Origin of the sequence: Bacillus luti, from assembly GCF_009739945.1 — a bacterium.
Taxonomy (GTDB): domain Bacteria; phylum Bacillota; class Bacilli; order Bacillales; family Bacillaceae_G; genus Bacillus_A; species Bacillus_A luti.
Genome location: NZ_CP040336.1, coordinates 2,360,445 through 2,372,130, shown reverse-complemented (window position 1 = coordinate 2,372,130; position 11,686 = coordinate 2,360,445). Strand labels below are relative to the sequence as shown.

Below are 11,686 nucleotides of genomic sequence, written 5' to 3'. Positions count from 1 at the left end.
ACTGGAATAAACAAAATATACGGCACATATGTTTAAGCAGTGGTCAATTGTTGAAAGGGATGAAGAGTATGACACAGCTGAACTTTGAAGAAAATTTATTAACAAAAGTAGCTTGGTACTATTATAAAGATCAATTAACACAACAAGAGATCGCTTCACTCCTTCATATTTCAAGAAATAAAGTCGTTCGCTTATTAGATAAAGCACGCAGTGAAGGAATCGTGACATTTCACATAAAAGGAACTGGTTTACACTGTTTAAGCATTGAACGTGACCTAATGAAAAAATTTCATTTAAAAGATGCTTTCATTATTCCTACTCCAATAGACGATTATGCCGCTTCTCTCGGAAAAGCTGCTGCACAATATTTAGAAACTCAGCTGCAGCAAGGCGATTTACTCGGCATTGGCTGGGGAGAAACAATTAGCAAAATGCTAGAAAACATTCACTTTGAAAGTTCTATTAATCTTTCAATCGTAACGCTAACAGGCGGAGTAAACCACTATCTCCCGAGAAAACAAAACTATTTACAATACATGCAAGGAGACCTTCACATTATCCCTACCCCGTTTCTAGCATCTACAACCGAAATGGCACAAAGCATTCTATCAGAACCAAGTGTGAAAGATATGCTGCATGTCGCTTCACTTGCTCAAATGGCAGTTGTCGGTATTGGCGGCTTATCTCAAGATGCCACTATTGTGAAAGAAGAAAAATTAACACTGCGTGAAATGACATATATTCGTAGCCAAAACGGCGTTGGCGATATTTTAGGACAGTTTTATAATACGACTGGCAATTTATTAGAGCTTCCGCATCACAATCGCCTAATTGGCACGCCTCTCTCTATTTTGCGCAACATGAATCATGTCGTTGGTGTTGCTGGAGGCATTCAAAAGATAGATGCCATTTATGGGGCTTTAAAAGGAAAGTTTATTCATACATTAATTACTGATGAGGAAACTGCACTCTCTTTATTACTTAAGGACGGTGATTCTTAATGTCTACTTTGTTAGCTTTCGATGCTGGTACAGGAAGCATTCGAGCAGTTCTTTTTGATTTACACGGTAATCAAATTGCAGTAAGTCAAAAAGAATGGATTCACAAATCTGACCCTCGTTATCCAGGATCTATGAACTTTGATGTAATAGAAAATTGGCAACTTGTACAAGAATGCACAAAAGATGTTCTGAAAAAAAGTAATATATCTCCCTCTTCTATTCAAGCTATTAGCGCTACAAGTATGCGGGAAGGTTTCGTTTTATACGATAAAAACGGGCAAGAAATATGGGCCTGTGCAAATGTTGATGGGCGTGCATCCGCTGAAGTTAGCGAACTAAAAGAAGTCCGCTCACATCTTGAGGAAGATTTATATACAAAATCTGGGCAAACCTTTTCATTAGGTGCTTTACCACGCCTACTCTGGATTAAAAAACATGAGCCAAACGTCTATAGCAATATTCATTCTTTTACGATGTTAAACGACTGGATTTTGTATAAATTAAGCGGCGTACTACAAATCGATTCTTCCAACGGATGTACGTCCGGTATTTTTGACTTACAAAATAGAGTGTGGGATAACAATGTCGCTAAAGAATGCGGTCTCACTTTACCTTTTTCACCAAAAGTAAATGAAGCTGGCACTGTGATTGGTACTGTTACAAAAGGGTGTTCCGTATTAACTGGTTTACGGGAAGGAATTCCTGTCGTCGCTGGCGGCGGTGACGCGCAAATGGCATCACTCGGAACTGGAGTTGTTAAGCCAAATCAAACATTCATATGCGGGGGGAGTTTTTGGCAACAAGAAGTGAACATTACAGAGCCAATAACAGATCCAAATGCAACAATTCGTGTAAATTGTCACGTCATTCCGGACTTATGGCAATATGAAACGATTGCCTTTTTCCCTGGTCTTGTTATGCGCTGGTTTCGAGATGCTTTTTGTCAAGAAGAAAAGAAACTCGCTGAAAAACTCGGTGTAGATGCATATGAATTATTAGAAGAACAAGCGAAAGACGTCCCGGCTGGGTCACATGGCATTATCCCTACTTTTTCAAACGTTATGAACTACATTTCTTGGCGTCATGCCGCACCTTCTTTTTTAAATTTAAGTTTAGACGCAGAAAAATGCGGTAAGAAAGAAATGTTCCGTGCTATTGAAGAAAATGCTGCTTTCGTTACACTCGGAAACTTAAAATTAATAGAAAACCTCACTGGTACATTCCCTTCTGAAGTTGTTTTTGCTGGTGGTGCAGCTAAAGGAAAACTATGGCCACAAATTCTTTCAGACGTACTCGGAATCCCTGTAAAAGTACCGGTTGTGAAAGAAGCAGCTGCGTTAGGAACTGCAATTGCTGCTGGAGTTGGCGCTGGAATATATAAATCTATGGAAGAAACTGCCGAACAGTTTGTACAGTGGGAATATACATTTGAACCAATCACTGAAAATCACGAACTTTATAAGGAGTTCTATGAAACATGGAAAACTGTGTATGACAGTCAGCTCGCTTTAGCCGATAAAGGGCTCACCTCACATATGTGGATTGCACCCGGCGCTCTGTAACACATTACATAAAGGAGTGAAATGTATGTTAAAAGCGAATGAAAATGATTTCTCCTATCGCTTCGGTGATAACGGGCCAAAATATTTAATACAAGGACCGAATATTGATTTAGGCCTTGTTGTCATTCAACCTGGGCAAGAGTTTCAAAACCATTATCATACAACGTGCGAAGAAGTCTTCTATGCATTAGAAGGCGAAATAGATTTCTATGTAAATAACGAAAGAATTCCAATTAAGCAAGGTGATGTCCTGCAAGTTCGTCCTCACGAATCTCACTACCTTATTAACCATTCTGACAAACCTTTTAAAGCTGTTTTTATAAAGTCACCACATTTACCAAATAAAGATACTGTACAAACGGAAAATCCAACATTAACGAAGGAGTGATTCCTAATGACTTGGGGATTTAAAAATCGATTAAATACAATTTTACCGGATGGCAGAGCGGTTATGCTTGCGATAGACCATGGCTATTTCTTAGGACCGATTCACGGACTAGAACAACCACTCGAGACAGTTAAAAACTTACTTCCTTACACGGACTCTCTCTTTTTAACGCGTGGTGTACTTAGCTCTTGTATTCCTGAAAACTGCAGCACACCTATGGTTATGCGTGTATCTGGCGGAGCTACTGTCGTTGGGAAAGACTTAGCGAACGAAACAATTGTTACACCTGTAAAAGAAGCAGTGAAACAAAATGCAATTGGCGTCGGCGTTTCTGTTTTCGTCGGATCCGATTATGAAACACAAACAGTTTCAAATCTCGCAAATGTAGTTTCAGAAGCTCACGATTACGGTCTGCCAGTTCTCGGCATTACCGCTGTCGCAAAAGAATTACAAAAACGTGAAGCTCGCTTTCTAGCACTTGCTTCCCGTGTATGTGTTGAAATGGGTGCTGACATTATTAAAACGTACTACTGCGAAGGATTCGAAAAAATAACGAGCACATGCCCTGCCCCAGTCGTAATCGCCGGTGGACCGAAACTAGATTCAATCGAAGACGCATTAAACATTACGTACAATGCACTGCAAGAAGGTGCAATCGGCGTAGATATGGGCCGTAACATATGGCAATCCGAACATCCAGCTGCAATGATTCAAGCAATACATGGTATTGTGAAAAATAGATTGAATGTGAAAGAGGCGCTCCAGTTATATGAAGATGTAAAAAATTAATGGAAAAAGACGGACTATGTATTTTGTTCAGTTAAAAGGTGTAAAACTTCATTTGACGCTCAAAATACATTAAGAAAAGGATGGCAAGTGCCATCCTTTTTGACATATATTGAACTTTTACTGTTACTAATGTAATCCCCTACGTAATAACCCAAAATCTTTAATCCATTTTTACTTTTATAGCTTTTGTCGCAATAAAAGTTTTAATATGCTTATCTAATATCCTTGTTCCACCAAAATCATCCTCATAAAAACCTGTTATTACAAAACCAGCTGCAACTTGACCTTGGATTTGATCTTCTAGCGTATGAGCATATTCTATTGTTTGATTTGAATTGATATAATCTTGAACTTCATCCTTTGGCAAATGGTCCAATGTTGATGAAGGGATTGAATGTTTCACATCAAGAATACCTTTTCTCTCTTCGTTATCATCAAAAATCCATAGTAAAGGATTTGTAAACCCAGAAATAAGTATACCTTTATTCTTTAAAACCCTTGAAATCTCATTCCATACAAGATGAACATCTTTTACAAACAAATTAGAAACAGGATTTACGACAATATCAAAATATTCATCTTCAAAATCACTAAGGTCTGACATATCTCCTTGCACTGTTTTTAAAGTTAACCCATCTCGCTCCGCTACTTTTTCATCTTGTTCCAATTGCTTCTTAGATATATCAGTAACTGTTACATCTGCTCCAGCAGCAGCCAATACAGGCGCTTGTTGCCCTCCACCTGATGCTAAACAAAGTATCTTTACCCCTTCTAATGACGTTGGAAACCATTCTCTAGGAACTGATTTCTCCGTGGTGACTGTAATTTCCCATTCACCTAATTTACTTTTTTCAATAACCTCGCTACTTACAAATTGCGTGTATCTAGAACCTTCTTCAACCTTCTTATCCCATGCATTACTGTTTTGTTGTGTAGTATCCATTATGATTATTCCTCCTAAATATCTTGTTGCATTTAAAGTGTAACAAGTTTAACTAGTTACACTCTTATCCTATTGACCTACTAATAGTTAATAAATGGTAGTCTATTATTATTTTAACGCATAAATATTTTATTTTCCTTACTTTTCAAATAATTTGTTGTTTTTTAAAAACAATGGTCATTTCAGTTATAATTAAATAGGAAAACAAAATAAAGGAGGAATGATCATGAAACGAATGACTTTCGAACGCCCTACCGATTTTTACGATGAACGCTTATTTACTATCGATGAAAAATTTGCGCCCTATTAAGAACGAAAAGAACTTTCAAACAATTATGCTTGATGAGCATCATTACGTTTTGAAACTTTCTTACCTTCTTTATAGTCAAGGCAAGACACTTCAATTAACAATCCATTAAACATTGAAAAATAAAACCCATAACTACTACCTCTCATTGCATACGGCTCCTTGTCTATTTCAATGCCCCCAGCTACTAAACGATTATATGCTTGATCAACTTCACTTGAAGTATCCACTAAAAAACCAATATGAAAAGCTTCAGGATACATAACTTCCTTATTCCCCTTAAATGCTTTTGGATCGCTTAGCACAAGTATAAATCCACTCTCATCACTCATCACTACAAGTGCCTTCCCTTTTTGCTCCAAAAATTGAAAATCAAAAAATGTTTCGAAGAAATGTCTCGCTTCCGATAAATCATCAACGCATAGATTTAAATGATTCAACTTCATTCACCCAGCTCCTTTTAACCAAGGGTTATACGATAGTATATTGCCCCATATTAATAGCACCCAAATAGTAAAGGGGTTGTATTCAAGTGTTCATTTTGTAATAGTCTAATACCTTTTTTTATCGTCTAGAACATTTTTCAATGAAACATTTAAAATACAGTGAATGAAATTATGCGAATGTCTTGAAACGGAGTATGTATTTATCGATTAAAATTGGCAATCATGTTCGTTTTATTATTTACTCTCCAAATCCATTAGCACCCACTCCATCAAGAAAATTGCTGAAGAGATCCGCTCTCGTGTATCCGCTAAAAACACTTTATTTATCAACTCGTCAAAATGATTCGGTCTATTCGATAACGTTTGGATATACTTCAAAACAGATCCAGCTGGAGGTACTGGCTTATTATTCATAGCCCATATTCCTTCTACCAATGTCCAAGTTGACGTATGAACTATGTATGAAGCCTTTAACTCATCATTTGCTTTCAAAGCAGATGGAATTTTAATTAACGAACTATGCAACCAATGAGAAATACCTTTCACTTTGTCGCTAGAAACACGATAGTTTTCAAATTCATATGTAGCTATTTCCTTTAACTTTTTTAACTCACCACTTTTATCAAACAAAATTCCCCCTTCTAAAAATGAGTATAGTTCCATCGGATTGTTTTTAAAATTTAATTGAATTTGATTAAAATCTGCACTCTTATATTCAACTAAAATATCTTCTCTCATTTCAGAATAAAATTTCTTCTTTTGCCCGTCTTCTAAAAGTATATAGAAGTCTAAATCAGATTCAGGATATGCATCGCCTCTTGCGACAGATCCAATTAGCATGAATCCATTTACCTCATCTTTAGATACGATTTCAGCTACTATTGTTTGCACTAATTTTTTATGTTTTTCATTTGTAATAAATAAAAGACTTTCTATCATTCCCATCCCCCAACACTAAAAAAGAGGATACATGTTTGCTGTATCCTCTACTTATATTTTACGACTGCTGATAAGCCGCCTTCGATGATTTCACATAATAAACCCCATGCTCAACATTAATGATGTGATCTGGTTTCGGTTTACCACGGCTTGCTCTATGTCCAGCTAAATGTTCTTCACTTGTTTCCCAGTTTTTCCACGATTCTTCAGATTCCCAGCGAATCATAACGACTACTTCTTCGTCTCCGCGTCTTACTTTTTTCACGAGAACACTTAAATCGATGAAGCCTTCGAATTTTTCAATAATACCTTCTCCAGTGAAATGTTCTACAACTATATTTGATGTACCTTCTTTGACTGTAAATGTTTTCGTTTCAATAAACATATATTCCACTCCTTCTTTGTTATACGAATACTAGTATTCTTCTATTATAGTTGATTATGATAATTATTTTCAATTATAAAGTTTCAAATTTTTAGAATTATGCAGATTTCTCTTCAATCGGCTCATCTAAAAATTTAAAATACGGAAGTAATATCCCGATTAAAGAAGTGACACATATAATCGATCCTATAAGAAAGTATAGTGCTCTCACTCCCCATATTTCACTCAGTATGCCCCCTAATAACACACCTAACGGCATAGCGGATCGTATGAAAAATAATCGCACTGAAAATACTTTTCCTATCATATTGTTTGGGACTGATTGTTGACATATCGTCGTGTTATGAATATTGAAAAATGCAATGCAAATACCCGCTATTACTTCGATTAATATCGCAATGATAATGCTTTGATTAAGCCCTAGTGAAATGTATGTCAGCCCTCCTACAAACAATCCTCCAAGCATAAGTATGCGCCGACTTTTATATGTTACTTTTCCGACTAGTATGGATCCAACTACATAGCCAAGCGGGAAACCGGCCATAAAATACCCAAACTCCGCATATCCCGCTGACAGCTCATCTTTTATATAAGGAAGGTTTGTGACCATTGTTACTCCTACTCCAAATTGAACGAAAGTAAGAAAGACACCGAGCCAAACGATAATTGGTTTTGTGAAAAAATATGTAAAACCGTGAAGAAACTGTTCAAGCCACGTTTTTCTTAGTTCTTGTTTTACTCTTGTTTCTTTTATAAAAAATAACAAACCTCCACTTATAAATAAACAAGTGCAAACAAAAAATATCGTTAATTTGAGCCCAATAAATTTAATAACGATTCCACCTAATACAGGCCCAAGAAACATCATAAGACGAGTCATTCCATCAATATACCCATTTGCTTCTTGGAGGTGCTCTATACTTACAATGCTTGGTGTGATTGCTTGACTAGCAGGTGTATAAAGTGGCGTAATGAGCCCAATTACGATTTGAACGACATACACGTGCCAAACTTCTATACTGCTACTAATTAGCATGATGAAAGGTAGTAAGAAAACCGTTGCCCGCGCCCATTGAGAGAAAATCATAATCCACTTCCGGCTCCATTTATCAATAAATGGTCCACATATTAGCTGCAGTATGAGAGACGGAATAAAATATAATAGCCACATACTGCTTAATGCTGTTTTCGACCCTGTTAACTCATATACTAAAATTGAATTACATAACGTCCCAAAAGCCCCTCCTAATTCTGAAATTGCACTACCAATCCACATATAAAAGAAGGAGCGGTTTTTCAATACACTCTTCACTATAGCTCGCCAACTTTCCTCTTAAATTCCTCCCTTTATGTACATTCTCGTTGTATATTATCTATCTAGAAACGCCTCTAATTCTTTCGCTAACGACTGAACTGCTTTCTTCCTTAATACATACTTTCCGTCATGTATATCAACTAACTTCGCTGCACGTAACAGTTTCAAATGATGATGTACTGTCGATTTACCTAGTTGCAATCTTTCTGTCATTTCCTGCAATGTACGTTCTTTTTCAAACAACATTTTTACAATGCGTAATCTTGCTTCATCCCCAAGTGCTTTATGCTTTTGAACTAAAAAATAATTTGGTTCATATGGATCTTCAGGATGAATGCTTTCACTCGCAACTGGATAATGAAACACCTTCGTATCTTCAATATCGGCTTCAATATTCCACGGTCTATACGTCATTTGCGGAATAAGAAGTACGTGATGAACACTTGGCTCTGGCATATAGTTCACACCGCCAGTGGCCCACTCGACAAACTCTTCTGGTTTCATTTTTTTATTCATTTCATTCTTTGCTTCATAGTCTCGCTTTAATATAGAAAGTAATTCTTCTTCCTCTTTCTTAATAACGCTCTCATACCAACCTGTCATAACAGCGATTAAATGAGATTTCAGCACTTGTACATCAACATCACATATAAAACGAATATAAGTAGAGAAAAACTGATGGTCTTGTGTCAGTTCCATTAGCTCATGTATTGAAGTTACGTTTCCACTTGCCGCTAAACGTCTTTTCTCTTCATACTTCTCCCCTAAAAACGGTAAACATATAAACTTCAAATCTTCTTCTGAGAGCGAATCGACCTTTACTTTAAACTGCAATAAATCCTGAAAATCCCCTTCATACAACAACTGAAGCAACGCTTTCCACGTATTATGTTCTTCTACAAACTGTAATTGCTCTCTCATCTCTTTTGTTAATGATTGTCTAATCTCTTCCCAATCACTTTGAGACTTTTCAAGTGTATCAATTAACCTTTTATGAGTAATCGCTGCAATGCCAAGTGCACATTCGAAAAGTATCGAATATCTCATTTGAACGTTGTATGTCTCCCTCTTTCTGCTCGTTACGTGAAAGACTTCCATTTTATCTCCTCCTTGTTTGTTACGTATTAAATTCTATTTTTATCGAATTATACCTTCTATATTTTTAGAATTTTATTACAAATCAAAAACTTTTATCGAAGAACAAATAGAAAAAGGTTTATAATCGTTTTCATTCTGACTCAATGCAAACATCGATTGTTAAATGTCGTATTAATAATGAAGATTCTTTTGTAAAAAATCTATTATACGTTGTTCCTTCTCTTGTTCAGCTATAGAGAAGGTTTATTGATGAGAAAAGAGAAAGTATTTCTTAAGAAAATGAGCAGGAGGTTATACGAATGAGTAAAAAAGAGATGTTACAAAATGGTGTCAAACAAGTTTTTTACGAAGAAGAGTGGTATCCACCGATATCGGAAGCGTTAAAGAATCTTACCGCTGAACAAGCGTGTTGGAAACCAGAAGGCTTTGCCAGTAATACAATTTGGGAAAATGTAAACCATTTATTAATTTTTAAAGAGCGCTTACTTTCCCGCTTACATGAAGATGATACATTTGTTGCTCCACAAAATAATGATGAAACCTTTATCCAAGGTGGACCTAATGACGATGACGCTTGGCAACAAACCGTCAGGCGAACGCTTCGAGTACATGATGCCTTACAATCTTCATTAACATTCCTTCAAGAAGCGGAACTAGATCAACTAAGTCCTTCTTTACCAGTTTGGCAACAATATATGAATATCCTTTTACACGACGCTTATCATACCGGACAAATTATACAACTTCGGAAACTCCAAGGTTCATGGCCAACTCATCGTTCTTATTTATAAACGATTTTTAAATTTGCTTACGTTTAACATGCAATAAAACAATTGAAAATAGCTAATTATTCGGGAATTACTGCAATTAGCAAATTAAAATACATGGATCCCTAACATCATTTACACGCTTCATAACTTCTGATCATAATCCAAATTTGGAAGAATAGAGGCTTTTTTATATACAAATAATAAGCCTCAAGGAGGAAACAATAGTAATTGAAAACATAGGTAAACGTAGAAATTAGCATTAAAATATAAGTTCGATGACTGCATGTTAAGATATGTTTCAATCATCATCGCACACAAGGATAGGTTTGTTCGCTTTGGTTACAACTGGTTTAAGGAATTTATTCATAAAATGGAAGTTGAAGTTATCAGTGTTACTAATGAAAGGTAGTCTCCACAAGAAGAACTTGCTCAGTATTTGGTATCTAACATTCATGTATATAGTTATAGGATATATGGATTGAGGAAATACAAAAAGCAACAGTCGGAGGATAAAGAACTATGAAAAAAGCATACCGAATAGAGATTAAACCGACAAATGAACAAACAATCAAGATTAATCAAACGATTGGAGTGTGCATGTATGTTTACAATTTATATCTCTCTAAAAACAAAGAGATATATGAATTCGAGGGGAAATTTCTAAATGGCTAAACAACATTCATACAAAAAAGTGCGACCAGTGGATTAAAGAAGTGTCGAGTAAAGCGATAAAATAAGCCATAATGAATGGAGATAAAGCTTTTAAGAAGTTTTTTAATGGATTGTCTAAGTTTCCACGCTACAAGAAAAAGAAAAATGAAGATGTAAAATGTTATTTTCCTAAGAATAATAAAACGGATTGGGCAGTTGAAAGACATAAAGTAAAAATCCCTACGATTGGATGGATGAGATTAAAAGAGTATGGATATATCCCAAAAGGTGCAGTTGTTAAAAGCGGAACAATATCGAAAAAAGCAGGAAAATATTTTGTATCTGTGCTTTGCGAATTGAAAGAACAAAAAGCGAAGCCAACACTCCATTCAACAGGTTTAGGGATTGATTTAGGTGTGAAGGATTTCGCTGTACGTAGTGATGGTATCGCTCATGAAAACATCAACAAAACAATACAAGTAAAAAAGATAAAAAAACGGTTAAGACGTGCACAACGTTCTTTATCACGTAAATTTGAAAATATAAGAAAGAGAGGTGAACACTCTGTTACTAACAAAAAAGCAAATATAGATAAAAATATTCTTAGGGTGCAAAAGCTATATGCTCGATTAGCGAATATTCGACTAGCGTATGTAAAATCTATTGTAACGAATGTGGTGAAAACCAAGCCAACGTTTATTACAGTAGAAGATTTGAATGTGAGAGGTATGCTGAAGAATAAACATCTATCTAAAACAATTGCCAAGCAGTCTTTTTATACTTTTAAAACATGGCTTTTGACGAAATGTAAGGAATATGGAATTGAATTACGTCAAGTAGACCGATTTTATCCATCATCAAAGTTGTGCTCATATTGTGGTCAAAAGAAAGCAGATTTAAAATTATCTGACCGGGTATATGAATGTGGATGTGGTAATGTAATGGATAGAGATTTGAACGCAGCGATTAACCTTTTACAAGCAAAAGAATATATAGTACTAACGTAAATAGATTGTATATATGTACGGTGGGCTACATCGGAATTTACGCCTGTGGAGTGTTACAGCAAACTGTAGTAGCGAGTGAGTGGCG

11 protein-coding genes and 1 pseudogene are annotated in these 11,686 nt (G+C 35.9%); 6 read left to right on the top strand and 6 right to left on the bottom strand.

Going from position 1 to position 11,686, the window contains the following annotated elements; translation table 11 throughout:
* Positions 1–50 precede the first annotated feature (50 nt).
* Genes EUC40_RS12080 through lsrF form a run of 4 tightly spaced genes read left to right on the top strand, consistent with a single transcriptional unit; the run spans position 51 to position 3,740 of the window.
* Positions 51–1,001 carry a sugar-binding transcriptional regulator gene (locus EUC40_RS12080; protein ID WP_116758526.1) on the top strand — a complete coding sequence of 317 codons (951 nt, stop codon included), beginning with the start codon at positions 51–53 and terminating at the stop codon, positions 999–1,001.
* Positions 1,001–2,563, top strand: coding sequence for an autoinducer-2 kinase (lsrK, locus tag EUC40_RS12075; protein WP_156575367.1), 1,563 nt, complete (start codon positions 1,001–1,003; stop codon positions 2,561–2,563). The genes EUC40_RS12080 and lsrK overlap by 1 nt, the downstream gene beginning before the upstream one ends.
* A 25-nt stretch (positions 2,564–2,588) precedes the next feature.
* Positions 2,589–2,951, top strand: coding sequence for a cupin domain-containing protein (locus tag EUC40_RS12070; protein ID WP_071711834.1), 363 nt, complete (start codon positions 2,589–2,591; stop codon positions 2,949–2,951).
* Between the two features lie 6 nt (positions 2,952–2,957).
* Positions 2,958–3,740 (top strand): 3-hydroxy-5-phosphonooxypentane-2,4-dione thiolase, encoded by a 783-nt coding sequence (gene lsrF, locus EUC40_RS12065; protein WP_000219781.1) that lies wholly within the window; start codon positions 2,958–2,960, stop codon positions 3,738–3,740.
* 160 nt (positions 3,741–3,900) lie between these two features.
* Here the strand turns inward: lsrF and EUC40_RS12060 are convergent, their stop codons facing one another.
* The 6 genes from EUC40_RS12060 to EUC40_RS12035 form a co-directional block, all read right to left on the bottom strand.
* Positions 3,901–4,683, bottom strand: coding sequence for a class I SAM-dependent methyltransferase (locus tag EUC40_RS12060; protein WP_156575365.1), 783 nt, complete (start codon positions 4,681–4,683; stop codon positions 3,901–3,903).
* 333 nt (positions 4,684–5,016) lie between these two features.
* Entirely contained in the window at positions 5,017–5,436 is a 420-nt protein-coding gene (locus EUC40_RS12055; protein WP_071711831.1) for a VOC family protein, read from the bottom strand.
* A 234-nt stretch (positions 5,437–5,670) separates the two neighbouring features.
* Positions 5,671–6,375: a nucleotidyltransferase family protein gene (locus tag EUC40_RS12050; protein ID WP_156575363.1), complete on the bottom strand. Its 705-nt coding sequence runs from the start codon at positions 6,373–6,375 to the stop codon at positions 5,671–5,673.
* Between the two features lie 58 nt (positions 6,376–6,433).
* Entirely contained in the window at positions 6,434–6,760 is a 327-nt protein-coding gene (hmoA, locus tag EUC40_RS12045; protein WP_156575361.1) for a heme-degrading monooxygenase HmoA, read from the bottom strand.
* Between the two features lie 97 nt (positions 6,761–6,857).
* Entirely contained in the window at positions 6,858–8,072 is a 1,215-nt protein-coding gene (locus EUC40_RS12040) for an MFS transporter (RefSeq protein WP_156575359.1), read from the bottom strand.
* Positions 8,073–8,129: 57 nt separating this feature from the next.
* On the bottom strand, positions 8,130–9,173 hold the full coding sequence (locus EUC40_RS12035) for an ArsR/SmtB family transcription factor (RefSeq protein WP_071711827.1): 1,044 nt from the start codon (positions 9,171–9,173) through the stop codon (positions 8,130–8,132).
* A 299-nt stretch (positions 9,174–9,472) separates the two neighbouring features.
* On the opposite strand from EUC40_RS12035, the gene EUC40_RS12030 reads away from it, so the two are divergent.
* Together EUC40_RS12030 and EUC40_RS12020 are read left to right on the top strand one after the other, a co-directional pair.
* The gene (locus tag EUC40_RS12030; RefSeq protein WP_156575357.1) at positions 9,473–9,964 is read left to right on the top strand and encodes a DinB family protein; all 492 of its coding nucleotides are present in this window, start codon (positions 9,473–9,475) and stop codon (positions 9,962–9,964) included.
* 498 nt (positions 9,965–10,462) lie between these two features.
* Positions 10,463–11,601 (top strand): annotated as a pseudogene (locus tag EUC40_RS12020) (RNA-guided endonuclease InsQ/TnpB family protein).
* The last annotated feature ends 85 nt before the right edge of the window (positions 11,602–11,686 follow it).

Bases quoted from the DNA above. Each gene is read 5' to 3' on its own strand.
- hmoA (WP_156575361.1), bottom strand. From the start codon at position 6,760: ATGTTTATTGAAACGAAAACATTTACAGTCAAAGAAGGTACATCAAAT.
- lsrF (WP_000219781.1), top strand. From the start codon at position 2,958: ATGACTTGGGGATTTAAAAATCGATTAAATACAATTTTACCGGATGGC.
- EUC40_RS12050 (WP_156575363.1), bottom strand. From the start codon at position 6,375: ATGATAGAAAGTCTTTTATTTATTACAAATGAAAAACATAAAAAATTA.
- EUC40_RS12055 (WP_071711831.1), bottom strand. From the start codon at position 5,436: ATGAAGTTGAATCATTTAAATCTATGCGTTGATGATTTATCGGAAGCG.
- EUC40_RS12060 (WP_156575365.1), bottom strand. From the start codon at position 4,683: ATGGATACTACACAACAAAACAGTAATGCATGGGATAAGAAGGTTGAA.
- EUC40_RS12035 (WP_071711827.1), bottom strand. From the start codon at position 9,173: ATGGAAGTCTTTCACGTAACGAGCAGAAAGAGGGAGACATACAACGTT.
- lsrK (WP_156575367.1), top strand. From the start codon at position 1,001: ATGTCTACTTTGTTAGCTTTCGATGCTGGTACAGGAAGCATTCGAGCA.
- EUC40_RS12070 (WP_071711834.1), top strand. From the start codon at position 2,589: ATGTTAAAAGCGAATGAAAATGATTTCTCCTATCGCTTCGGTGATAAC.
- EUC40_RS12030 (WP_156575357.1), top strand. From the start codon at position 9,473: ATGAGTAAAAAAGAGATGTTACAAAATGGTGTCAAACAAGTTTTTTAC.